Raw genomic sequence first — 24483 nt, forward strand, 5'->3', positions numbered from 1 at the left:
AAATTTGCTGGTTTTTTTGTGCATCTAAAATGATTAAGTAAGCAGTTTCAAGATTTATTCAGCGCGAATTTTTAGCTCATAACCTGTGTATTTACGAATGTTGATGACACCTGTATCCAAGATTAAATATTGCCCTTTAATTCCTTGCAGTTTGCCGCGAATAATTGGGGTTTTATCTAAGTTATGTGATTTAATTTTCTCAGGATACTGTTCTACAGGGTACACAAATTCACGCGGAAGTTCCTGATCTAAAAGCTCTACCGTTTCGTTGAATTCAAGGTTTTGACTAAACTCATCACGAATGGTCTGAATTTTAGGTGCAAACTCTTCAATCAGTTGTTCACGCACTTCAATTAGGTTTAGCGGCTCTGCTTCGCCTTTGAGTAGTTTGCGCCAGTCGGTTTTATCTGCGACCTGTGTACCAAACATAACTTCCAATTGCCCAGATAAACGGCGTGAGCCGACTTTCATAATTGGCAAGGCTTGAGTTGCGCCCTGATCTAGCCAACGTGTTGGCATTTGACCTAAACGGGTGATTCCCACTTTTAAAGCACTTGAATTGGCTAAATATACGATGTGCGGTTGAAAGCAGACTTCTTGAGCAAAACTATCTTCACGACATGTACCTAAATGATAGTGACAGGTTTCAGGCTTCATGATGCACATATCGCAAGATGCTTTGGTTTTAAAACACTTGAAACAATGTCCTTGCGAATAAGATTTTGGTGTTTTCACACCACAAGAAACACAATAAATATTGCCCGTCCATTCCAGTTCAAGTTCTTGCCCAAGCTGAAAAGGCAGGTCAATTTCTGCACGGTCTAGAATAAATTTATATTCAACATTTGCCTTGTGTACCTGTTCATCAGTTACACTATGGTCCTTAAGACCTGCGTGCATTTTATGGCAAATGCCTTGTAGTTCCATAAGAATACTCTCTCGAAAATGAAGGAATGCAGTGATGGCTGAAATGCGTTTAATTCAAGCATTAATTGATGATTTATCTCAACAACAGCCAATTTCTACTGCATTGTGTATAGGGCAAAATATTGAAGCAAGCCCGAAATATAACAATCAAGCGGCTGATGAGCAGCCAACTATCCAATGGCAGTATTTTAGCGCATTGGCATTTTTAAATCTGCCTTTTACCCAACGTTTTGATTTGGCAGTTGTATTTTTAGATGCTGCAGATTTTGCTGTGCAGACGCCACAACACACTTCGCAAATTTTGGTGAAGCTACGTGATTTATTGGCAAAACGTATTGTGGTGATTGCTGCGCGTGAAGATGAGCAATTGCTTAGAGCGCTTGGTTTTACGCAATTGATTGAACATCGCTTTGAGCAGCATCATTTGTGCTTATGGCAATTTAATATTTTGACTTATAAGCACGTGCCTGATTGGTTTAATTCTAAGTTTTGGGCAAACCCTGAAAATTGGGATAAATTCCGCTGGTAAGTGCTGAATTACGATCACAAAATTCTAATAATGATAATTAATTCACATAAATTTAGGATATTGCAAAATTTAACAATTTCAAGCGCGCAATTCAGTCAAAACTTCGTATGCTGTCATAAGGGCATATTGAGGAACATAAAATGACTAATTTAAGCAATATTGTTGAAATTTTAGCAAAGCAGGCATTGGGCGCGAAACAGCAATCTAATCAATCTCAAGGTGGATTGGGCGGTATTTTAGGCTCAGTTTTGGGGCAACTTGGTGCTAATAACCAACAATCTGCACAAGGGGGCTTGGGTGGTATTTTGGGTTCAGTACTTGGTCAGTTAGGTGGGCAACAACAGCGTTCTGCTACAGGTGCTTCAGGTGCACAAAGTTTATTGATTGCAGTCTTGCCTTTGGTATTGGCATGGATTCAAAAACAGGGTGGATTGCAAGGTGCTTTGGATAAACTCAAAGGACAGGGCTTAACCAGTCAGGTGGCTGATTGGGTGTCTACAGACCCAGGTGAAAATGCACATGTAGGTGCTGAACAAGTACAAAGTTTATTTGATGATGCCGATGTAGAGCAGGTTGCACAGCAAACTCAGGCGCCAAAACAAGATATTTATAATGCGATTTCTGCAGTTTTGCCGCAAATTATCGATTCATTGACACCACAAGGTGAGCAAACCAGCAAACAAGAAGCCAATGACGATATTCAACAAGTGATGAGTTTAGTGTCTGGGTTTTTAAAGCGTTAATATTGAAAAAATCCAGCTTAGTAAAAGAGACTTGGATAAACAAAGCTAGCACATTTGCTGGCTTTGTTTTATTTGTTTTTTTAAGTATGCATTAAAAAAACACGCCGAAGCGTGTTTTTTATATTTTAGGCTTTAGTTCAGACTTAGAAGTCGTAACGGAAACCTAAAGAAAGACCTAAAGCATCTTCATCAGCGACACCGGCAACGCTGTTAGAGCGACCTTGTGACCATGGTGTTAGGTTAGATTTAGTGTCATTAAGCATTGTTGCAAGGTTAGCATATACGCGTACTGCCTTGTCTAAGCGGTGCTCTACACCTACTGCCAATAATGTTGCATTTGCATCATCAGCATCTACGTCACGGTGGAATACTTGACCGCGTACATAAGTCTTCGGCGCAACTTTATAGTCAGCCGCTACACCAAATACTTGAACATCTGGGTTTGCAGTATCATTGTCATGTGTTAAATACTGGTATAAAGCACCTAAGTTAAATTCAGGTGTGATTTTATAAGCAGCTGCAACACGGAAGCCATCACGTTCACCGCGGCTTGCTTCTTCTTCATAGTGCTCATAAGCTGCTGCAAAGTCTACGTTACCTTCTTTATAAGTTAAAGCTAAGTCGTAAGCTTTATCTTTATCTTTAGCTCCATCTTTTGCAGCATCAGGGCTGTTTTGTTCGTGCAGTGATAAAGCACCAGTTACGTTAAAACCACCGCCAAATTTAGGAGTTTTATATTCAATTGTATTGGCATTACGCTCGTCAAAACGTAAATTACCAGCACGGGTTACGTTACGGATGTCACCAACCATGTCACCGAAGAAGTTGACTGGACCACGTGCAGCTTTAAATGGGCTGTCGAAGCGACCTACACGCGCTTGACCAAAATCACCTTTTAAGCCTACAAAGGTATCACGAGTAGCAAACTCTAAATCATCATTTGCAGAGCCGCTAGCAAAGTTAATTTCTTGTTCGATTTGACCAAAAACAGTCATGCCGTTTTCTAATTTTTGTTCAGCTTTGAAGCCTAAACGTGATGAGTTAGAAGAAAGACCAACTTCATTATAGTCTTTACCATCATCAAGATAGTCTAAAGATACGTGTGCACGACCATAAACTTTAACATCAGCAGCCATCGCTAATGCTGGTGTTAAAAAGGTTGCCCCAACTGCTAATGCGCAAAGCGTTTTTTTCATGTGTAGCTCCAATACAGACTATTGTTTTTTAGTCCTAAACATTGTTCAGAAGTAGGGTTGATCTACCGCTGTTCTCTATTGGTGCTAAGTATTCCTTACAAATGCGACAGTAATATTAAGGAAATATTTCAAAATTATTAAAAAGTACAAGTTAGATCAAAAACTTACTTTTATTCGCATTTTTTTAATGATTATATTTCTATTTATAGAAAAATATGTGAAATAAATAACTTAATTGCAAAGGGAAAGACATCTTAGTGTCATAAATGGTGGTATAAATGAATGAAGAAAGCTGAATGCAAAAAAAATGGAGCAGCTGCTCCATTTTTTGTATGACATTTTTGAAATATTTAAAGCGCTGCTTTAATTTTTTCCGCTTGAGCTTTAATTTTCTCTTGGTCACCCATTTGTGCAGCATGTTTCCCAAGTTGATGAACCGAGGTCGGAATTAAGTGAAAATGCACGTGGGGGACAGTTTGACCTGCGCTTGTACCTGACAATTGCATTAACACGATACCATCTACACCCAAAGCTTGCTGCATTGCTTTTGCAATTTTTTGCACAATTTGAATGGTATATGCTGCTGCATCTGCAGGTAAGTCCAGTAAAGTCACCGCAGGCGTTTTAGGAATCACAAGAGTGTGACCATCGGCTTGCGGCATGATGTCCATAAACGCAAGCACTTGGTCATCTTCATACACTTTAATTGCAGGAAGTTCGCCACGTAGAATTCTTGCAAAAATATTTTGATCATCGTAAGCCATTATGATTCCTTAAATTCAGCTTTGATATTTCAGAACGGTTATTTACAGTTCAGTTCTTTTTGACGTTCTTTGATTGCGTCAAGACGTTGTTGTTCTTTTTCAGAAAACTTAGGTTTGGTTGTATAGCAGTTGTCATTACCAAAACGTGCTTTAGCTTCTGGGTCTTTGAAGCAGAACCCTTTAGATGCATAAATAACATCGTGGTCATTTTTCAGTTTCTGACATTCTTGTTCAGATGCAAAAGTAGTTGAACTTGCCCCAATTAAAGTTGCAAGGCTTGCAAATACGGCAATGCTAAACTTGTTCATAAGAGTTTCCTCTATTTAATGATGGTGTGACTAGCCACTTAATACACATTATTGGGTTTATGGCTGTATATTCAATGGCGAGTTCTTACTCTAGGGTAATATTACTCCATAATTCATACATTTTCACAGCAGTGGAAAAATCACTGTCTTTTTCTGCGGTTAAATTCGCTGCTTGAATCAGGCTTTGGGTTAAAGCCAATACAGGTGCAGGCAAAGCTGCTTCATGGACTAAATCTAATGCGATACCTGTGTCTTTAGCCAGTAAAGGGAGTGCAAAAGTATTTGGAAAAGCGCGATTCAGTACTCGCTGCGGCAAAATCATTTCCGTTACTGCGCTTTTACCACTTGAAGCATTTATGCATTGCAAGGCCTGATTTAAGTTTACGCCATGTGCTTTTAAGGTGGTAAAACCTTCAGCTGCAGCACACAAACTCACTGCCATTAACATATTATTCACCGCTTTTACGGCAAAGCCAGCACCAGGTTCACCCACATGCTGAATCACTTTACCAAAAGCCTGAATTGCAGGTAGGGCTTTTTCAAAAGCAGAAGCTTTACCGCCAATCATGACTGTTAATGTGGCATTTTCTGCACCAATGGTTTGTCCGCTTACAGGTGCATCTAAAAAGTCGATCTGTTGTGCTTCAAGTTGTTGTACCAATTTTTTAGCACTTTCGGGTACGCCACTGGTGCAATCGACCCAGACTGAACCTGCTTTAAGTTGAACTTGTGCAATCAGGTTTTCAACTTCGGTACTGGTGGGCAAGCAAGAAAAAATAATATCTGCTTGCACCGCTTGAGCCAATTCAACCGCTTGTGTGCCATATTCAGCAGCATGTTGCTCGGCTTTGGCAAAGTTACGATTCCAGACATAGACCGTATCAAAATGTTTAGGTAAATGGGCTGCCATGCGGTAGCCCATTGCGCCTAAGCCAATAAATGCAACAGATTGAATCATGTTTTTGCTCTCTTTATGCAATTTTGCTAGATCGTTGTTCTAACCAAGTGGTCAGTTTAGGCCAGAATTCATTGGCACTTTTTTGACTGGACATTAAACCCAAATGTCCACCTGGAATAAGAGTAAACGTGACATCGGTACTACTTGTCAATTCACATAAAGGTTGAGCAGCTTCAGCAGTGACAATTTGATCGCTATCACCCGCACCGACCAAAAGTGAACAATGAATATTTTTAAGGTCTATCTGATGTTGTTTGAGTTGAATATGACCTTGTTTGAGTGGGTTTTGCAGCCATACATTCAATACCATGTCCTGATTAATCCCACCCGGATAATCAATCATATTATTTAAAAAATTGGCTAAAGTTGCGTTTTCATGCAAGGTTTGTAAGTCGTGCAGATTCGACAGCATCTGTTTATTGCTTTCCAGCCATGCTCTAGGGTCTAAAATCTTAAAACCAATCGCATTGATTAAACCCGGCGTATGAATTAAATGCTTTGGAATTTTTCCTGAATAAAAGGCATGTTGCAATTTGGGATATTTAGAAATCAGTTGATTGGTCAGTTGAAAGAGTTTACCAACCCGCCCCGAAGCATAGCTATCTACAGGGCTACCCAAAACCATCAAGTTTTTAATATGAGTTGTTTGTTGGTCGGCGGTATAAAGCATGGCAAAAATACCCGCCATACTCCAACCATGTAGTGAAATTTGTTCGACTTTGGCGTGTTGTAAAATGAGTTGAATACAATTAGGGATTGCATCCTGAATAAAAGCCATAAAATTTAAATGACAATGTTGATAGGTCAATTGTCCCCAATCAACCAAATACACATCAAAACCGCTATGCTGAAAATGTTTCACTAAAGAGCGATAAGGATATAAGTCATAAATCGACATGGTAATTGCTAAAGGCGCAACAAAAACCAGCGGCTCTTTATATTGCTTATCTGGCGAAGCGTAATAGCGAATCTGCGCATACTTATAATGTGCCACGATGTCGTATGGCGTGGTCTGAGATAAGATCAAATCACGGCTTTTAAATAAGCGAGTGCTGAGGTTTTTAAGCTTTTTTCGGTGCGGATTAAATTTTCTTTGTAGCTGATTCATGAGGTGTTCCATCACACGTGGCGCCGATTTGAATGAAGTCTAAGCGATATTTATACATTTTACCTTGACCTTAAATGCGCTTGGCGCTCAAAATGTTGGCAATTATTTAACAAACAGGTCTTAGGACTAAGTTTAGGGCTGAGCAGTAAAGATGAGTCAACACGACGACATTGAATATCAATTAGATACTTTGGCAATTCGTACCGGACACAACCGTACAATTGAAGGCGAACACAGTGAGCCAATTTTCCTGACTTCATCATTTGTTTGTGAAAATGCTGCCGATGCAGCTGCAAAATTCTCAGGTGAAATTGAAGGCAATACCTATTCACGTTATACCAATCCAACTGTACAGGCTTTTGAAAAACGCTTGGCAGTATTAGATGGTGCAGAACGTGCGGTTGCGACAAGTTCGGGTATGGCGGCCGTTCATGCGATCACTTTGGCTTATCTTAAAGCGGGTGATCATGTAGTCTGTTCACGTGCTGTATTTGGCTCGATCATTTCACTATTTGAAAAATACGTGATGAAGTTTGGTGTCGATGTCACTTTTGTTGATTTAGAAGATTTAGACAGTTGGAAGCAAGCGATTCGTCCAAATACGCGTTTGTTATTTATTGAAACACCATCAAATCCATTGGCTCAGGTGGGTGACTTGCAAGCGATTGCCGATATTGCACATGCAAATAATGCTTTATTTGCAGTTGATAACACCTTCTGTACCCCAGTTTTACAACAACCAATTAAATTTGGTGCTGACCTAATTATCTACTCATCGACCAAATATATTGATGGGCAGGGACGTGCTTTAGGCGGCGCTGTGGTGGGCAAAGATAAACTGGTTGAAGAAATCAACGGTGTGATTCGTACTTTGGGTAACTCATTAAGTCCATTTAACGCATGGATTTTCTTAAAAGGTTTAGAAACTTTAAGCCTGCGGATGAAAGCACATTGCGCTAGCGCACAAAAACTTGCCGAGTGGCTAGATGCACATCCAAAAGTTGAAAAAGTGTATTATGCAGGTCTGCCGCATCATGCGGGGCATGAGTTGGCGAAAAAACAACAGTCTGGCTTTGGTGGTGTTGTATCTTTTGTGGTGAAAGGCGAGCGTGAAGGCGCGTGGACTGTGATTGACAACACACGCTTCCTATCTATCACCAGTAATTTGGGCGATGTAAAATCAACCATTACCCATCCTGCAACAACATCGCATGGCAGAATGACCCCAGAAGCCAAACAAGCAGCAGGTATCAGCGAAGGTTTAATTCGTGTTTCTGTTGGCTTGGAAGATATTGATGATATTATTCGCGACATCGAGCGCGGTTTAGACCTCATTTAAAACTAAATAGATCATTTGTTCGGAGATTTTTATGAACATTAATATGTTGATGCAGCAAGCACAGCGCATGCAAAAAGAAGTGGAAAACAACATTAAAAAAGCCAAAGAAGAACTTGCGCAAACTGAAGTGCATGCAGAAGCAGGTGGTGGTTTAGTGAAAGTGACTATGACCTGCCGTAATGTGGTCAAACGCATTGAAATCAACCCTGAATTATTGCAAGACGATGCAGACATGATTGAAGATTTGATTGCCGCTGCAATGAATGATGCTGCCCGTCAAGCCGAAGCAATTTCTGAAGAAAAAATGAAGTCTGCAAACTCAGGCATGGGCTTGCCACCGGGCTTGGCTGGTTTATTCTAAGGAACGGCGTATGTTTAGTGATCGTTTTGATCAACTGGTACAAGCGCTACGCATTTTGCCAAGTGTTGGGCCTAAATCGGCTCAACGCATGGCATTGCACCTGATTATGAAAAATAGAGAAGGTGCAGTCGGTTTGGCTCATGCTTTGAATGAAGCCACTAGCTATATTCACGAATGTTCGATTTGCCATTCATTAACTGAAGATGAAGTTTGCAATATTTGTGCCTCACATGATCGGGATGCACATTTGCTGTGTGTCGTGGAGTCTCCAGCCGATGTGATGGCCATTGAGCAAAGCGGTAGTTTTCGTGGAAAATACCATGTCTTGGGTGGGCATTTATCGCCTTTAGATGGCATTGGGCCTGACGAAATTGGTATTCCATATTTGGTTCAGCGTTTAAGTGATGGCAACATTACTGAGGTGATTTTGGCGACCAATGCAACCGTAGAAGGTCAGGCGACAGCACACTATTTGGTAGAAGCGACCAAACATTTGCCTGTGCAGATGACCCGTATCGCGCAAGGTGTGCCGCAAGGTGGCGAACTTGAATATGTCGATAGTCATACTTTAAGTCAGGCGGTGCATAATCGGATGCGAATGAAATAAGCATTTAGGTGCTTATTTCATGTGGATGTTTATTTCGCATGTGTGGCTATTTTATATGAATAATCAATTGATAAATCATCCATGAAAAGGATTACTTGCCTTTAAAGCCAATAAAAATCAAATTAAGATAAAAAAACGATAAAAAATTTAAATTTCCACTGTATCGACTTAAAAATAATATAAAAATTGAAAATACTGGACATATTTTTATAGCTAAATGCTATTTAATGTTTAAAATGAACCCCTAGAGAATCCTGTTTTACCTGCTCGCTATGTTCCAATTTATTCACCAACAAAAAGACTTTGAAAATGTCTTGGCATTAATGAGCCAAAACAGCATTTATGGTTTAGACACCGAATTTATTAAGGTCGATACTTTATGGCCAAAATTGGGTGTATTCCAAATTAATGTGAATGATCAGGTCTATTTGTTAGATGGGACTTCGTTAAATTTAAGTGCATTTTGGGAAAAACTGTTTCAAGCGCAGCAAAATATTTTTCATGCCTGCGGTGAAGATATTGATTTAATTTATCATTATGCGCAGCAAAAAAACTTAGATAACGTGTTTGATACCCAAGTTGGCATGTCATTTTTAGGGCATGGTTTACAAGTCAGTTATCAAAACGCTTTAAAAACCATGCTCAATGTCGATATTGATAAAGGGCAAACTCGCTCAGACTGGCTTGCACGTCCGTTGTCCGATGAGCAGTTAAATTATGCTGCCAATGATGTGCTGTATCTAATGCAATTGGCAGATAAGGTACAAACCGACTTAAAACAAAATTATTTACTGGATTTTGCACAAGAAGATTGCCGCAATTTAACTCAGGAAATTGGTGAAGAAACACCTTTAGAGTTGTTGTATCAGGATGTGGGCAACTATCGTCATTCACGCCGTCAACTCATGCAATTGCAACAATTGGCCGTTTGGCGTGAGCAAATGGTAAAAGCCTTAAACCAACCACGTAGTTTTATTTTGCGTAATTCTACTATGCTGGACTTGGTCGAGAAAAATCCTAAAAATCAGTTCCAGCTCAGTACTATTAAAGATTTACGTGCGCATATTGTGCGTGAACATGGCAAAACTATTTTAGATTTAATTAAATATTTGCCTGATCAATCACAATGGCCATTACGTATGGCGCGACCAATTCGTCATTCTTCAAAAGAAGTGGGCGAAAATGTAGAACAGGTGATTCAACGTGCCGTACAGGAAACTCAAATTCCAAAAGAAGTTTTGCTGCGTAAAAAATGGCTCAATGCGCTTTATCAGCATGTGGTATTTCATAACGATGAGCAAGATTTGCCTAACTATTTGTTAGGTTGGCGTTATGAATTACTCACCAAGCCTTTAATTGAAGTTTTACATGCCGACGAGCGTTATTTGTCTGGTCAGATGAAAGTTGCTGAATAAATCAAACCGATCCACATTTTAAATAAAGCCGTTTTTCACCTGAAAATGGATGAATTTTCACGCCATTCTTTGTTTGAGTGTAAACATAGACCAATGCGTTAATAATGGTTAATGTATCTCGGTTTTTTTTGTTGTATCCTTTGCCTGAGTTTTTAGAGTTTTGTTGTTTATGCACTGTTCAATTTATAAATCGAGCAAAAAAGATGAGATGTATTTATACATCGCCCGTCCTGAGCAAACTGAAGATCAAGCAGAAGCGTTTAACCCGCTAGAGGTTTTACCTGAGCCAATGCGAGTTGCATTTGGTCGTGCGACATTTGTAATGGATTTGCAACTGTCTGAAAGCCGTAAGTTGGCACGTGTGAATGTTTTGCATGTCATGGATTCTATTCAAACACGTGGCTTCTTTATTCAAGTGCCACCAGAAGGCTTAATTAACCCAAATGCCGTTGAACCAGAAGGTTTACGTGGTGCTTAAGCTTTATTCAGGAGTTGAGAAATGAATAGTGTGATGACTGGATTGGATTCAATTCCTGAAACTGCAATTGCTGTTTCTGTTTATTTGTTGGGGAGTGCCATTATTTTATGGTGCTGGTACGAAATTGCCAAACGCTTGCCCAATCCGTTAGGTGGTATCACTTGGATTGTGCTGTTTGCAATTTTACTTACCCCAACAGTATCAGAAGGCAGCAATGCAGCACTTGCCCCAGCCATCTTTGGACTTCTTTTTGGTGTTTTAACCAAAGAAACCCCATTGGTTTGGTCTAATTTATCTGCCATTTTATTTGTGATCGGTCTTGGCTTATTGATCGGTTATTTCTGGTCAAGATACTGTCTTAAACAAACGACTTATAAAGCCAAGAAAAATACCTCACCACTGTAACTAAAACAATTAAGGTAAAATCATGTCTGTTGATGCGCAACAATTTTCGGGTACAGATCAGTACATTGCGACTGATAGTTTAAAACTTGCGGTGAAAGCCGCACGTGCTTTGCAAAAACCGCTTTTGGTGAAAGGTGAGCCAGGTACAGGTAAAACCTTATTGGCAGAGCAAGTTGCTAAAAGTTTGGGTTTAAAGTTGATTACATGGCACATTAAATCGACCACCAAAGCGCAGCAAGGTTTATATGAATATGATGCAGTGTCGCGTTTGCGTGACAGCCAACTGGGCGATGACCGTGTGTATGACGTTAAAAACTATATTAAACCCGGGAAATTGTGGGAAGCATTTACCAGCGAAGAACGCTGTGTGTTGTTGATTGATGAAATTGACAAGGCAGATATTGAATTCCCAAATGACCTGCTACATGAACTCGATAAAATGTCGTTTTATGTTTATGAAACAGGCGAAACCATTACGGCAACACAACGTCCAATCGTGATCATCACATCAAATAATGAAAAAGAGCTGCCAGACGCTTTTTTACGTCGTTGTTTCTTCCATTATATTGATTTCCCAGATGAAGCGACCATGCGCGATATTATCGATGTGCATTTCCCGAATATTTCAAGCACATTGGTTTCAGAAGCTTTACAAGTTTTCTTTAAATTGCGCCAAGTTCCGGGCTTAAAAAAACCACCATCTACGTCTGAATTAATTGATTGGTTAAGCCTATTGATGGCAGATGACATGCCGGAAGATATTTTGCGTAATAGCGATAAAAGCAAAGCCATTCCGCCTTTATACGGTGCATTAATCAAAAATGAACAAGATGTGCAATTGCTTGAGCGTTTAGCCTTTATGTCGCGCCGTTAAGGGAGGACAACGCCATGTTCGTGCGCTTGTTTTATACCTTGCGACGTTACGGTGTGCCTGTCACCACACGTGAATTGATTGACTTAAATCAGGCGGTGGCATCGGGTCTGGTTTTTGCAGATCAAGATGAATTCTATCAACTTGTTAAAACCGTCATGGTCAAAGATGAGCGTTTTTTTGACAAGTTTGACCGTGCCATGAAAGATTATTTTGATGGCATTTCCACTTTTGATTTAGATGATTTACTGCAGCAAGTTCATCAATTGCCTAAAGACTGGTTCGACTTAGAACTATTAGAAAAACATCTCACGCCAGAACAACGCGAAGAGCTGAAAAAAGCAGGTTCTTTAGAAGAATTGATGAAAATGCTGGAAGAGCGTTTACGCGAGCAGCATAAAAAGCATCAGGGTGGCAACCGTATGATTGGTACGGGCGGTACATCACCGTTTGGTGCTTTTGGTGATCATCCTGAAGGTGTACGCATTGGTGGGCCTGGACGTAAGCGTTCAGCTGTTAAAGTCTGGGAGCAGCGTCAGTATCGAAATTTAGACGATGAACAGATTTTAGGTACACGACAAATGCAATTGGCACTGCGTCGTTTGCGTAAATTTGCCCGTCAAGGTGCAGCTGAAGAATTGGATATTGATGGCACTATCCGAGAAACTGCCAAACAGGGCATTTTAGATGTGCAATTGGTGCCAGAACGTCGTAATCGCGTCAAAGTGTTGATGTTGTTTGATGTGGGTGGCTCGATGGATGCACACATCGCCCAATGTGAAAAACTGTTTAGTGCGGCCAAAACTGAGTTTAAAACCCTCGAATATTTTTATTTCCACAACTGTTTATACGACTATGTTTGGAAAGACAATTTACGCCGTAGCAGTACCCGTATGAATACGTGGGATTTATTTAATACCTATGGACGCGACTATCGGGTAATTGTGGTCGGTGATGCGAGTATGGCACCTTATGAGCTGAATTCGATTGGTGGTTCGGTAGAATATATGAATGATGAGGCAGGGCAAGTTTGGTTACAACGTCTGCGTCAGCATTTTGAAAAAACCGCATGGCTGAATCCTGAACAGGAAGGCTATTGGCATTACACACATACCATTGGTTTAATTCGACAAATTTTTGAAAATCATATGTACCCAATGACTTTAAAAGGCATTGAAGATATGACGAAATATTTGGCGCGATAAGCGCCATTTTTTCCATTAATTTTTTATCAATATCAGTTATTGCATGCATATTGATGAAATAGCAATACGATAAGCAACGTGAATTTCAATTTGAGGGGATCGAGATGGAACATCAAATTAATGGCATCGCATTACCGAATGAAGAAGGTTTTTTCGGACAATATGGCGGGCAGTTTATTCCACCGCATTTAAAAGAAGCCATGGATGAAATTAACCTTGCTTATGAAGAAATTCGTCATACAGCAGAATTTCAAAATGAATTAAAAGATTTATTTACAAATTATGTAGGGCGCCCGAGTCCTTTGTTTCATGCAAAGCGTTTATCTGAACAGTTGGGTGGTGCGCAAATTTATTTGAAACGTGAAGATTTAAATCATACAGGTGCACATAAAATCAATCACTGTTTAGGTGAAGCATTGCTAGCCAAATATATGGGTAAAACCAAAGTGATTGCAGAAACAGGTGCGGGACAGCATGGTGTCGCGTTGGCAACAGCATGTGCGCTTGTGGGCATTCCATGTGAAATTCACATGGGACAAGTTGATATTGAAAAAGAACATCCAAACGTCGTGAAAATGAAAATTTTAGGTGCTAACCTGATTTCAGTCACACGTGGTACAGCGACTTTAAAAGATGCTGTAGACAGTGCTTTTGAAGAATACTTAAAAGACCCGAAAAATTATATTTATGCAATTGGTTCGGTGGTTGGCCCACACCCATTTCCAAAAATGGTACGTGATTTCCAAGCAATTATTGGCGATGAAATTAAAATGCAAAGCCAAGAACGCTTTGGAGTAAATCCAGATTATATCGTGGCATGTGTGGGCGGTGGTTCAAACGCAGTCGGTGCATTTACCGCATTCTTAAATGACCCAGAAGTTAAGCTTGTGGGTGTAGAACCTGCAGGTCATGGTTTAGATACAGATCAGCACTCTGCAACCTTAACTTTGGGTAAACCGGGTCAATTACACGGTATGGCGTGTTATGTGCTTGAAGATGAACAAGGCGAGCCATTGCCAGTACATTCAATTGCTTCAGGTTTGGATTATCCGGGTGTGGGGCCGCAGCATAGCTTCTTAAAAGACATTGGTCGCGTGGAGTATTCAACGGCTACTGACCAAGAATGTTTAGATGCCTTTATGACGTTGTCACGTGTAGAGGGTATTGTACCTGCTTTGGAAAGCTCACATGCGGTGGCGTGGGCATTACGTGAAGCACCAAAAATGGCAAAAAACGTGAAAATTGTGGTTAATCTTTCAGGTCGTGGTGATAAAGATTCAGACTATGTAGCAGAAAAATTAGGTTTGAATTAATTCTACTGAATATGAAAAACCGCCTAAATGTGTAAGTTTAGGCGGTTTTTTTGTTTATCTTTACTTTATATTTTGCAGGTTTTATAAAACAGTGACTTAGCTTGCAATATATTGTTGTAACTGCTCGATCAGTTTGCGTTGATCATCCATAGTCGCTTTCACCAAGTCACCAATTGACACCAAACCTACTAATTGCTCATCTTCAAGTACAGGTAAGTGACGTAAATGATGGTCAGTAATTAAGTTCAAGCATTCTTTCACACTGGTATTTTTTGTCACGGTCAGTACTTTAGCAGTCATAATTTCACTAACCGTTGTGCTTTTAGAGGTACGTTCCATCAAAATAACTTTACGGGTGTAATCACGCTCAGACAGAATACCAACCACATGATTATTTTGATCGGTAACCACCAACGCACCAATGCCTTTTTCAGCCATTAAACTAATTGCTTCTAAAACCGTTGCTTCTGGGCGAATTGTGTAAATTTCGTGATGTGCTTTATCTTGTAAAACGTGAGTTACCTTGGTCATATTCTGTGTCCTGATTTGTTGTTTATTGTTTGACTTTTAAAGTAACGTGAATTGTAAAAATTGCAAATACTTTAGAGTCACGATTGTTGATTTTTACGTTAATTCTATTCAGTTTTTATTTAAGCAATATTTAACGCAGGTTCATTAAAAAAGAAATGCTTCATTTGTGAAGTGGTCAGTTTAATTTTTTGACTTGACGAACCATACAAGGTTGGCGTGACATTTAAACGGGTGAGCGTTGGCAATAAAAAAGTCTCAAAATCCTGCGCGGAAATTTTACGAGGACTATATTGTGGCCAGTGTTTAGCAGCATATTTATGCGCTTGTACCGCATTTAACCAAAAAGGGAAAATATAATCATCGTGATCTGAACTCATTGCCCAACCTTGATGGAATAAACCCCAAAGTACACCGCAGTACATCATTGATTTTAATAGTGTAACTTTAAGCAGAAAATCCTTTGGTAAAGGGTGGAGTTGGTTAATCTGATTCATAATCAAGCAAGGTTGTAAAATTTGGCTATATTGTAAAAAGAATTGATGAATATACCGTTTAAGCTTTGCTTAAAATCGTAAACAAATATGTATTTATGGTTGGAGCATCTAAAAAAAGGGTCAAAAAAAACGCCACCTAAGTGACGTTTTATTATGCTTGCATGGTGGCCATGTTTTGCCAGTATTGCGCTTTCAATGAATCACGTTCTACGCGGAAACCTTGATAATACAGTTCTGCTAAGAACATTGCCGCTTTACCATGTCCTGCACGTGCAGCTTCTTCGAGTTGTTTTACCGCATCTTGGAAGTTCATTTGTGAATGAATCGTGTTTACTGCATTTGCATAAACATGCTCTAAGTCATGGTGAGAGATCGTCTGAATCATATTAAACTCCTTATTGTAATTATGATTACTTATTTAAGCCTACCTTTTAGGCTTCATATCAATTTAACGCTTTATTGTTAAACTAATATTACAATTTGATTGAATTGTCAAATAATCATCGGGGTTGATTGGCATATTTCAAGTTTACATGATTAAACATTGAACAAGTTTAATTTTGATTAAACTAAAGCTCTAAGCATGATAAAAAAGGAGAACAACATGACAAGATCCGTAGACGGATGTGCTTTTGATGTACCTCCATTGACTTCTCAAATTATTGAGTTGGCACATCATCACCGTAAAAAACTAGATGAGGCAATTTTCCGTCGAGATGTTCATTTAGGTGAATACTGCTTGGCGCAACGTAAACGTGTGGCTGATTTTGCCAAAACTTTAGAGCGAAGCGATCGTATAGAGTTTTACCGTAATTATGATGGTGAATTACTCCGTATTGCCGATGAAGATGAGCTTCATCCTGCTGAAGCAGAGGGTGGTGTCAGTGTATTTGCTATTTTCTTGGTGCTTGCAGTCATTGCATTGGTTTTATACTTTGCGGTAATTCGTGGCACGATTGGCTAAAGCTAAATCCTTTGTAGAATTTGTAGAAAAAGGCTCAATTTTTACTGTGACGATACAGTAAAATTGAGCTGTTTAACTTGTACATCTCACAAGGGCATCCTACACTAAGGCGATTAGAGGTAGGTCATGCACAACGCAATTCAAAAAACGATTCAATTTATTTCTCAACTGAAACTCGAGCAAATTTATAATATTGTTGTGCTGAGTATCATTTTTATTATTTTAACTTTAGCAAGTGTTGCGCTTTATCGCCCAGTTGGGGTGCAACAATTTCAAAATGTTGAGCGTTTGTCACAACAATCTATGTATGCCAATACCCAAGACATGGCAGTTCATTTACTCAATCAACGTCCGATTCGTTATGTGCATTATTTAAAGTTGATGCAGGCACATCAAATGGAGCAAGATCGGGCTCAACAACTTCCTGCCTTGGTGCAAGAGTAATTTTTTCTGTTGGCATCGTATTTATCTTGTACTGTGTCGGTGTTAAAGATGTTGGTGCGACTAAATTGTCCTGCAGCATTTTTTCCAATACGGCTTTATCTAAATGTTCACTTACAATCACCAAAGTTAAACGATCAGGATGCAAATGTTTGCGAATCGCACGTTGCACATCTTCTGCGGTAATTTTTTCAACTCGTTCTGCATAATCACTTAAATAATTTGCAGGAAGTCGATAAAAACCGATGTGCCCAAGCTGTGCATTAATACTGACATTGCTGCTGTATTGATTCGGAAATGCACGAATTAAACCTGCTTTGGTTTCTTTTAATTGTTCTAAATTCATAGGTTGTTGTACAAACTGAATTAAGCTCTGGTGAGCGACTTGAATGCTATCGAGTAATTGATCTTGGCGCGTAGAATAGCCTAAGCTAAATAAACCCGCAGCTTGAGTAAAGCGAAATGAACTGCTGACGCCGTAAGTGTAGCCACGTTTTACTCGTAATTCTTTCATCAAAATTGAATTGAAACTGCTGCCGCCCAGCATTTTATTGGCAATTTCTAAAGCCAAATAGTCAGGATCATCCCGTGTAGTCGCAAGTTGTGCAATACTGACATGCGCCTGTTGTGACCGGTAGGGAATATGCTGGATGTTGAAACGTGTTGCAGGTGTAGGCTGTGGCAAAGCTGTTGCTGCAACACCTTGGGCAATATGTGCGCTGATGGTATTGGCAAGTTTTTCTGCTTCTTTTAAGGTTAATTTGCCTGTAATGGCAATGTTCATATTTTGCGCGACCAGAAACTGATCTCTAAATTGTTGTAAGTGCTTTGGTTGAATCCGTTTGATGCTGCCATTGGTGCCTGTAATGGGTTCTGAATAGGCATGTTGTCCGTAAATTGCGCGATATAAGCAAATATTCATTAAACGGCTTGGATTTTCTTGCAGTTGTTTTTGCCCAATTTGTGTATTGCTTTGCACACGCTGGATATTAGAACGCTCAAAAGTCGCATGTTTCAGTATTTCCAGCATCATTTTGACGGCAGTTTGCATTTTCTGCGGATCAGACAGTGTTCTTAGCCGTACCACAAACATATCGCGGTACGCCGTGGTACTAAAACGTGCGCCTGTGGTTTCAAAGGCTGCGGCAATTTCCTCTGCCTTATAACGCTTGGTGCCTTCATCAATCAGTTGGGCTGCCATATTGGCAACGCCAAATAAACCTTTTTCAATTTCTGCATCGCGGGCAGAACCTGCATTAAAAGTCAGTTGGATATCAACCATTGGCAAAGCAGGATTTTCGACAAATAAAGTGCGTACGTGTCGATGATTTTTTAATTCATATACCTGTGGAGCGCGAACATCGACCAATTCATTTACGGCATTTAAACTGTGCAGCAAGCTCAAAGATTGTAAAGGCGTACTTACATCTGTTTCAGCAAAATCATGCGCTGCTGTGGTGGCAGTTTCCATCGCAAAGCCAGCAGAACATAGGCTAAAACTAGTGCTTAAAATAAGCGTGCTGAATAGATGTTTTTTCATGAAAATCACAGTTTAAGGTGTTGTGCTTTGAGGTAATAAATACAAGGTGCTAAGTCTGTCTTTGTTAAAGTAACTTTGCGCAACACGTTGCAGATCCTGGGCAGTAATCGCTTGGAAGTGTTGTGGTAAAACATCGATTAAACGGTGACTGAATCCATTGACTTCCAAATTGCCAATGGTTCGGGCTTGTCCTGCCAAATCATCCTGACTATAAATCCAATTGGCCACAAATTGAGTTACCACGCGCTCAATTTCACTTGAATTGACCAAATCCTGTTTTAGCGTATCCACTTCGTTTTGAATCGCGACCTGTGCTTCGCTTAACGTTACACCTGCTGCAGGCAATGCTGAAATACTAAACAAACTATCCCCACGTTGATACGGGTCATAACTGACACTGACTGAGCTAAGAATCTTATTGTTTCTGACCAAGCGCTGTTCTAAACGTGAAGTAATTCCACTGTCTAACAGTTGTTTGATGATAGTGAGCGCGAAGGCATCTTGAGGATTTTTAGCTGTTGCCAATGAACCGACATTCCAAGCCATATATAAATTAGGAACTTGCACAGTCGCAGACAATTCCATGTGCCGATAACCTAATTGTTCAAACTCCAACACATCATTGCGCGGTGGCGTAGGTGCTTTCGGAATATCTCCAAAATACTTTTGGACTTGCAACAATGCGGCTTGATGATCTACATCGCCCACAATCACTAGAATAGCATTATTGGGGCGATACCATTTTTTGTACCACGCCTGTACATCTTGCAGCTGAATGCTTTGCAAGTTTTTCATGTGCCCAATAATGGGTTGGCGATAATGACTGGTTGGGTAGGCAATCCATTTAAAGCGTTCAAAAGCCAAAGCCCGTGGATTATCATCGGTACGTTGCCGCCGTTCTTCCATCACCACCTTAATTTCAGGCTCAAAGTCTTGTTGGCGAAGTAACAAATTACTCATTCTGTCGGCTTCCAACTCTAAAGCCAGTGGGAAATAAGTTTTGGGATAGAGCTGATAATAATTCGTGTAATTGGTAAAGGTTGCTGCATTGACACTGCCACCATAAATACGACTTAAACGGGTAAATTCATCATTCGGCACCTTGGCTGTACCTTTAAACATCATGTGTTCAAGTACGTGCGAAATCCCAAGTGTATTTCCCGACTCATCGCTACTGCCCACTTTGTACCAAATTTGAGTCATCACCATGGGAGAACGATGGTCTTCACGGATAATGACTTTTAAACCATTGTTGAGTGTGGTTTCAAAAGTGTTATTCGCAGCTAAAACTTCAGCATGGCTAATCGAAGCTGTTAAACCCCAAAGCAACGCACAAACAGACTTCATCGAAAATTGGAACATAAGCAAGTGGAGATCAATCGTTATCGGCTTATCTTTCAGAAATTAAAGCGGAAAGGCAAGGATTGCTGTAGGTATTTTTTGTATGATGCGGCTATGTGGTTGGAATACGAGGTAAAAGCAATTGGTTTATGTTAGAATCCGATTTTTTAACGCAATGCTTTTCAAGGATTCGGCATGCAACAGCAATCTAATGGGCAAAATAAATTTTTGATTGATGCTGATATCGGAGATGATGATGTCACATTACCGAATTTACCAGCGGTAAATATTCCGATTGTTGAAACAACACCTCTACAACAAGCAGAAACCTCTGAACATGCTGCAGAAACATCATCAGACACGGATGCGCCTGCGAAAGGTGGTTTCTTTAGTCGCATGAAAGAAGGGTTAACCAAAACCCGTAAAAACTTTGCCGATGGCATGGTGAATATTCTGATTGGCGGTAAAGAAATTGATGATGAATTATTAGAAGAAGTCGAAGAACAACTGTTGGTTGCAGATATTGGTGTAGATGCAACGAAAACCATTATTGCCAATTTGACCGAGCGTACTGCGCGTGGCGACTTAATTTATTCACATTCTTTATATAAGGCTTTGCAAGAAGAATTAGTGGCTTTGCTTGCGCCACGGGTAAAACCTTTACATATTGATGCCAATAAAACCCCTTATGTGATTTTAGTCGTGGGTGTGAATGGTGTAGGTAAAACCACAACCATTGGCAAGTTAGCGAAACGCTTACAAGGCGAAGGTAAAAAAGTCATGTTGGCCGCAGGGGATACTTTCCGTGCTGCAGCGACAGAACAATTGCAGATTTGGGGTGAGCGTAACGATGTTGCCGTTGTTGCACAAGGTCACGGTGCAGACAGTGCTTCTGTTATTTTCGATGCGTTTGAAAGTGCGCGTGCCAAAGGCATTGATGTGTTAATTGCAGATACTGCTGGACGTTTGCATAACAAAAGCAACCTGATGCAAGAATTGACTAAAGTTAAGCGTGTGATGCAAAAAATTGATGCGACTGCACCGCATGAAGTGATGTTGGTCGTAGATGCAGGCACAGGTCAAAATGCCATTAACCAAGTGGAAATGTTTGATGAGGCTGTTGGCTTAACAGGCATCACCATCACTAAACTGGATGGTACGGCAAAAGGTGGCGTGTTATTTAACATTGCAAGCCGTAGCCATGTGCCAATTCGCTTTATTGGTGTGGGTGAAAAAATTGACGATTTACGTCCATTCTCAGCCAAAGCATTTGTTGCAGCACTGTTTGAAACTGAGAAATAAGTTTTAAAATAAGTTTAAAGCTAAAATGTAAAAATGCTGTAAGTTTCACACAAACTCCGCAAAATGCGGAGTTTGTGGTTTTTAGCGGGTTTGAGTGTTGTAAAAAGCAGCAGCTAAAAATACGAATGTGAATAAAAGCACATTCGTCTATATACAATAAGAAAAAATATTAGATTGATTTTGATTGATTTTTTGGGGAAGTTAAAATGACACTGTTAAATAAAATTGGTCATGTGCTTACAGCAGATATCATGAAAGACTTTAAGCTTAAAAAAAAGCCTAGCCATGATGCACATGAACTGACTTTCATCGATCAATTGAAAAAGCGCCGTAGTATTTATGCTTTAGGAAAACGCATTCATTTTAGCCAAACTTATATGACCGAGCTGATTCAGGAAGCTGTGCGTAGCTGTCCATCGGCACATCATTCACAAAGTACGCGCGTGGTTATTTTATTTTCTGAATCACATAAAAAATTTTGGAATTTAGTACAGGAAGTACAACGTCAGTTTGTACCAGAGCTGGTTTTTGCAGGTACTAAAATGAAAATCGAACAATGTGCAGCAGGTTTTGGCACGGTATTGTTCTATGAAGATCAACAAGTGATTCGTCAATTGCAAAAGAAAATTCCATTTAATGCTGCAGAATTTCCAATTTGGTCGGAGCAAACTTCAGGCATGGCGCAATTTGCAGTGTGGACAGCACTGGCAGATTCAGGCGTGGGTGCATCTTTACAGCATTATAATCCAAACATAGACCGTGCTGTGGCAGAGCATTTTGATATTCCAGATACATGGTTGTTACGTTCACAACTCGTTTTTGGATCAATTGAAGAAGAAGTAACCGAACGGAGTCATGCACACTATCAAAATCAATTTAAAGTCTATGCTTAAATAACAGCATTTGATGAAGATTGGTCAAATCAGCTTATTATTATGTGCTACAAAGAGCGAACCGCAGCATATTTATATTGCAATAGACTGTATCTATAGAATAAAAGGTAATAGGGTCTGTTGACACTTCTTCTATGTTTGCGACGTGAGAGATATATCTCGCAAGGTTTTTTAGCTGATATAAGGCATGAGGCAGGAAATTTAGTCATTCTAAATGACTGACTCATAACGCAATAGCAGCAAAAAATATGCTCGTCCTTCGCTGCGCCTTGCGCTGCAAACAAAGCAGTGCTTGTTTTTGCTCAGGCTGTGGCTAAAACTTTCTCAGATTGCGTTATGAAACTTGGCAATAGTCTCGCTATTCCCTGCGTTTCATGCCTGATCTGCTCAGTTTTAGCCTACAGCGCAAGCCATTTATGAAATGTCAACAGACCCTAAATGCAGTCACATACATTTGTCACTTTATATAACTATAATCGTTCTATACATAAAACACACTGTCGTATTTTTTGTAATGTTTATGCTGAATAAAAAGCTTAATATCGCTGTATCAATTAATTTATACAAAATTCTGCAGAGGAATTAAAAATGTCATTTTTAAATCAATTAGAAAAACGCCGTTCAATCTATGCACTTGGTAAAAATGTTTCTGTAGATCAGGCAACTATTGAAAGTACAATCAAACAAGCAGTTCGTTTAAGCCCATCTGCATTTAACTCGCAAACTTCACGTGTTGTGACTTTATACGGTGCATCGCATACACAATTCTGGAACATCGTTTTAGAAACTTTACGTAAAATTGTACCTGCAGAAGCATTTGCAAACACTGAAGCAAAAATTAACAGCTTTAGCGCAGGTTTTGGTACAGCATTGTTCTATGAAGATCAAGATGTTGTAAAAGGTTTACAAGAACAATTCCCACTTTATGCAGACAACTTCCCAGTGTGGTCAGAACATTCTACGGGTATTGCTCAATTTGCAGTGTGGACAGCGTTGGCTGAAATTAATGTAGGTGCATCATTACAGCACTACAACCCAATTATTGATGCAGAAGTTGCTCAAACTTACGACATTCCTGCAAACTGGAAACTACGTGCACAATTGGTGTTTGGTTCAATTGAAGCACCTGCTGGTGAAAAAACATTTATGGATGATGCAGCACGTTTCAAAAGCTTTGACTAAGCTCTAGCAACACATACTGCACAGACTAAAAAGTAGGGTGATGATTCATCCTACTTTTTTTGTTTTTTTTGGGGAGTTTCAATGAGATCACCTAAACTTCCTTATTCATGTGAAAATGCCTAATCTCATGAATTGTCATAAAACTGTCATTTATACATTGCATAGTGCAATCAAACTTTAATAAATGATACAGAGTGAAATATGGCATTTAAATTAGGCCTAGCAAGTATTGCATTGATGGCTTGCAGTTCAGCATTTTCAGCAGTAATTATTGCAGTACCTGAAGAAATTAAGTTGCTCGCTGTAAATGATCAAGAAGTTCGTTCAGGTTTATTCAGTTCAGCACAGCAAGTGAAAGTCAATGCGGGTGAAAATGTCATGAACTTGCGCTATCAACAATATTTTGAACATCATAATGGCGCACACGATATTTTAAAATCAGGTGTTATTACACTCAAAACCCCAATTCTTCAAGATGGCGAAAACTATCGACTCGCTTTGGTAAATCCACCTAAAGACTTCGATGCTGCAAAAGAATTCAAAGATCAACCAAGCGTTGGTTTATATAATCAAAAGAATCAGTTGCTGGTACAACAAACAGGTGCTAAAGCAAACTCAACTGGTTGGTTAGGTGGTAGTTGGCTTAATAAAACTGTAGATACCACTCAAAATAGTGCTGCGGTCAATCAGCCAGCAGCAGTTTATACCGCGGCAGCAGTGTTGCCATCTGAGAAAACCACCTCAGTAACATTGCCTACAGCAAAACAAACACAGGGCAAAGAGCAACAATTGATTCAATTGTGGCAACAAGCCACTAAAGCAGAGCGACAAAAATTCATGTCATGGCTTGCAGAACAAGCCAATTAATGTTGATTTGCAACCAGCTCCATTGAGCTGGTTGTTTTTTGTTATCGCCTTAAAAGGATTTATTTAAAAACCAATCCAGTAACGTGCGAAAAAAAGACAAATTATAAGAAAAGTGTGATAAAAATATGAAATGCGTCTAAAATTTGGGCGGATGGTGCTTTTTTTGAAAAAAAACTAAAAAATATATTGCGTCTATTCAAAAACTGTATAGAATACGCAACACACCAACGCAGTGTTGATTGAATTGGTGCTGTTATTGACGAAATAACAGGAAATCATTAAGAGATTATGAAGAACAACTTGTGTGGATTTTTACTGATTGATTGATCGAAAATATTTCATTGATTGATTGGTTTAAATTACTCGAAGTTTATTTGAGCGAAATTTAAGTCAGAAAATTG

At 39.6% G+C, this 24483-nt stretch carries 28 protein-coding genes; 17 read left to right on the forward strand and 11 right to left on the reverse strand.

Features of this window, described 5'->3' with window-relative positions:
* Positions 1–54: 54 nt before the first annotated feature.
* Positions 55–927, reverse strand: a complete 873-nt coding sequence (locus tag HYG89_RS12500) for a DUF2797 domain-containing protein (protein WP_131261455.1) — start codon at positions 925–927, stop codon at positions 55–57.
* 34 nt (positions 928–961) lie between these two features.
* On the opposite strand from HYG89_RS12500, the gene HYG89_RS12505 reads away from it, so the two are divergent.
* Positions 962–1456: a DUF6231 family protein gene (locus tag HYG89_RS12505; protein ID WP_167845983.1), complete on the forward strand. Its 495-nt coding sequence runs from the start codon at positions 962–964 to the stop codon at positions 1454–1456.
* 140 nt (positions 1457–1596) lie between these two features.
* Positions 1597–2199, forward strand: a complete 603-nt coding sequence (locus tag HYG89_RS12510; RefSeq protein ID WP_178867789.1) for a YidB family protein — start codon at positions 1597–1599, stop codon at positions 2197–2199.
* 143 nt (positions 2200–2342) lie between these two features.
* On the opposite strand, the gene HYG89_RS12515 is transcribed toward HYG89_RS12510, so the two are convergent.
* The 5 genes from HYG89_RS12515 to HYG89_RS12535 all read right to left on the reverse strand — a co-directional run bounded on the left by HYG89_RS12515 (position 2343) and on the right by HYG89_RS12535 (position 6533).
* Positions 2343–3395 (reverse strand): porin, encoded by a 1053-nt coding sequence (locus HYG89_RS12515; RefSeq protein ID WP_178867791.1) that lies wholly within the window; start codon positions 3393–3395, stop codon positions 2343–2345.
* A 350-nt stretch (positions 3396–3745) separates the two neighbouring features.
* The gene (locus HYG89_RS12520; RefSeq protein ID WP_178867793.1) at positions 3746–4159 is read right to left on the reverse strand and encodes an HIT family protein; all 414 of its coding nucleotides are present in this window, start codon (positions 4157–4159) and stop codon (positions 3746–3748) included.
* Positions 4160–4197: 38 nt separating this feature from the next.
* Positions 4198–4467 (reverse strand): YARHG domain-containing protein, encoded by a 270-nt coding sequence (locus HYG89_RS12525; protein WP_004976631.1) that lies wholly within the window; start codon positions 4465–4467, stop codon positions 4198–4200.
* 85 nt (positions 4468–4552) lie between these two features.
* On the reverse strand, positions 4553–5425 hold the full coding sequence (locus tag HYG89_RS12530) for an NAD(P)-dependent oxidoreductase (RefSeq protein ID WP_178867795.1): 873 nt from the start codon (positions 5423–5425) through the stop codon (positions 4553–4555).
* Positions 5426–5438: 13 nt separating this feature from the next.
* A complete protein-coding gene (locus tag HYG89_RS12535; protein WP_178867796.1) occupies positions 5439–6533 on the reverse strand; it encodes an alpha/beta fold hydrolase in 1095 nt (364 codons plus the stop codon).
* Positions 6534–6684: 151 nt separating this feature from the next.
* Here HYG89_RS12535 and HYG89_RS12540 point away from each other — a divergent pair, with 151 nt between their 5' ends.
* The 9 genes from HYG89_RS12540 (at position 6685) to trpB (ending at position 14527) form a co-directional block, all read left to right on the forward strand.
* Positions 6685–7872: an O-succinylhomoserine sulfhydrylase gene (locus HYG89_RS12540; RefSeq protein WP_096901446.1), complete on the forward strand. Its 1188-nt coding sequence runs from the start codon at positions 6685–6687 to the stop codon at positions 7870–7872.
* A gap of 31 nt (positions 7873–7903) precedes the next feature.
* Positions 7904–8233, forward strand: a complete 330-nt coding sequence (locus tag HYG89_RS12545) for a YbaB/EbfC family nucleoid-associated protein (RefSeq protein ID WP_004976621.1) — start codon at positions 7904–7906, stop codon at positions 8231–8233.
* A 10-nt stretch (positions 8234–8243) separates the two neighbouring features.
* The gene (gene recR, locus HYG89_RS12550) at positions 8244–8840 is read left to right on the forward strand and encodes a recombination mediator RecR (protein ID WP_019837914.1); all 597 of its coding nucleotides are present in this window, start codon (positions 8244–8246) and stop codon (positions 8838–8840) included.
* Between the two features lie 272 nt (positions 8841–9112).
* A complete protein-coding gene (locus tag HYG89_RS12555) occupies positions 9113–10255 on the forward strand; it encodes an HRDC domain-containing protein (RefSeq protein ID WP_096901447.1) in 1143 nt (380 codons plus the stop codon).
* Between the two features lie 169 nt (positions 10256–10424).
* Complete coding sequence (locus HYG89_RS12560; protein WP_004976615.1) at positions 10425–10733, forward strand: YcgL domain-containing protein; 309 nt, start codon at positions 10425–10427, stop codon at positions 10731–10733.
* Between the two features lie 21 nt (positions 10734–10754).
* Positions 10755–11138, forward strand: a complete 384-nt coding sequence (locus tag HYG89_RS12565; protein WP_096901448.1) for a hypothetical protein — start codon at positions 10755–10757, stop codon at positions 11136–11138.
* Between the two features lie 22 nt (positions 11139–11160).
* On the forward strand, positions 11161–12012 hold the full coding sequence (locus tag HYG89_RS12570) for a MoxR family ATPase (RefSeq protein ID WP_004976610.1): 852 nt from the start codon (positions 11161–11163) through the stop codon (positions 12010–12012).
* A gap of 14 nt (positions 12013–12026) precedes the next feature.
* Complete coding sequence (locus tag HYG89_RS12575) at positions 12027–13214, forward strand: VWA domain-containing protein (RefSeq protein WP_178319350.1); 1188 nt, start codon at positions 12027–12029, stop codon at positions 13212–13214.
* Positions 13215–13318: 104 nt separating this feature from the next.
* Entirely contained in the window at positions 13319–14527 is a 1209-nt protein-coding gene (gene trpB / locus HYG89_RS12580; protein WP_104851935.1) for a tryptophan synthase subunit beta, read from the forward strand.
* A gap of 96 nt (positions 14528–14623) precedes the next feature.
* Here the strand turns inward: trpB and HYG89_RS12585 are convergent, their stop codons facing one another.
* The 3 genes from HYG89_RS12585 to HYG89_RS12595 all read right to left on the reverse strand — a co-directional run bounded on the left by HYG89_RS12585 (position 14624) and on the right by HYG89_RS12595 (position 15937).
* Complete coding sequence (locus tag HYG89_RS12585; RefSeq protein WP_096901450.1) at positions 14624–15058, reverse strand: CBS domain-containing protein; 435 nt, start codon at positions 15056–15058, stop codon at positions 14624–14626.
* Positions 15059–15177: 119 nt separating this feature from the next.
* Complete coding sequence (locus HYG89_RS12590) at positions 15178–15552, reverse strand: DUF2750 domain-containing protein (protein ID WP_178867797.1); 375 nt, start codon at positions 15550–15552, stop codon at positions 15178–15180.
* 151 nt (positions 15553–15703) lie between these two features.
* A complete protein-coding gene (locus HYG89_RS12595) occupies positions 15704–15937 on the reverse strand; it encodes a hypothetical protein (RefSeq protein WP_004976599.1) in 234 nt (77 codons plus the stop codon).
* Between the two features lie 219 nt (positions 15938–16156).
* Between HYG89_RS12595 and HYG89_RS12600 the strand changes: the two genes are divergently transcribed.
* Positions 16157–16516 carry a hypothetical protein gene (locus tag HYG89_RS12600; RefSeq protein WP_167845990.1) on the forward strand — a complete coding sequence of 120 codons (360 nt, stop codon included), beginning with the start codon at positions 16157–16159 and terminating at the stop codon, positions 16514–16516.
* Positions 16517–16642: 126 nt separating this feature from the next.
* On the forward strand, positions 16643–16960 hold the full coding sequence (locus tag HYG89_RS12605) for a hypothetical protein (protein WP_004976594.1): 318 nt from the start codon (positions 16643–16645) through the stop codon (positions 16958–16960).
* On the opposite strand, the gene HYG89_RS12610 is transcribed toward HYG89_RS12605, so the two are convergent.
* On the reverse strand, positions 16857–18497 hold the full coding sequence (locus HYG89_RS12610; protein WP_178867798.1) for a pitrilysin family protein: 1641 nt from the start codon (positions 18495–18497) through the stop codon (positions 16857–16859). The two genes, HYG89_RS12605 and HYG89_RS12610, sit on opposite strands and share 104 nt — an antisense overlap.
* A 12-nt stretch (positions 18498–18509) precedes the next feature.
* Positions 18510–19844 (reverse strand): pitrilysin family protein, encoded by a 1335-nt coding sequence (locus HYG89_RS12615; RefSeq protein WP_225530234.1) that lies wholly within the window; start codon positions 19842–19844, stop codon positions 18510–18512.
* A gap of 189 nt (positions 19845–20033) precedes the next feature.
* Between HYG89_RS12615 and ftsY the strand changes: the two genes are divergently transcribed.
* The 4 genes from ftsY to HYG89_RS12635 all read left to right on the forward strand — a co-directional run bounded on the left by ftsY (position 20034) and on the right by HYG89_RS12635 (position 24082).
* Complete coding sequence (gene ftsY / locus HYG89_RS12620) at positions 20034–21140, forward strand: signal recognition particle-docking protein FtsY (RefSeq protein ID WP_004976589.1); 1107 nt, start codon at positions 20034–20036, stop codon at positions 21138–21140.
* A 206-nt stretch (positions 21141–21346) separates the two neighbouring features.
* A complete protein-coding gene (locus HYG89_RS12625) occupies positions 21347–22033 on the forward strand; it encodes a nitroreductase family protein (protein WP_178867799.1) in 687 nt (228 codons plus the stop codon).
* A gap of 588 nt (positions 22034–22621) precedes the next feature.
* The gene (locus HYG89_RS12630; RefSeq protein ID WP_178867800.1) at positions 22622–23215 is read left to right on the forward strand and encodes a nitroreductase family protein; all 594 of its coding nucleotides are present in this window, start codon (positions 22622–22624) and stop codon (positions 23213–23215) included.
* Between the two features lie 201 nt (positions 23216–23416).
* The gene (locus HYG89_RS12635) at positions 23417–24082 is read left to right on the forward strand and encodes a DUF2057 domain-containing protein (RefSeq protein ID WP_178867801.1); all 666 of its coding nucleotides are present in this window, start codon (positions 23417–23419) and stop codon (positions 24080–24082) included.
* Positions 24083–24483 lie beyond the last annotated feature (401 nt).

This window comes from Acinetobacter sp. SwsAc5, from assembly GCF_013391485.1.
GTDB lineage: Bacteria > Pseudomonadota > Gammaproteobacteria > Pseudomonadales > Moraxellaceae > Acinetobacter > Acinetobacter towneri.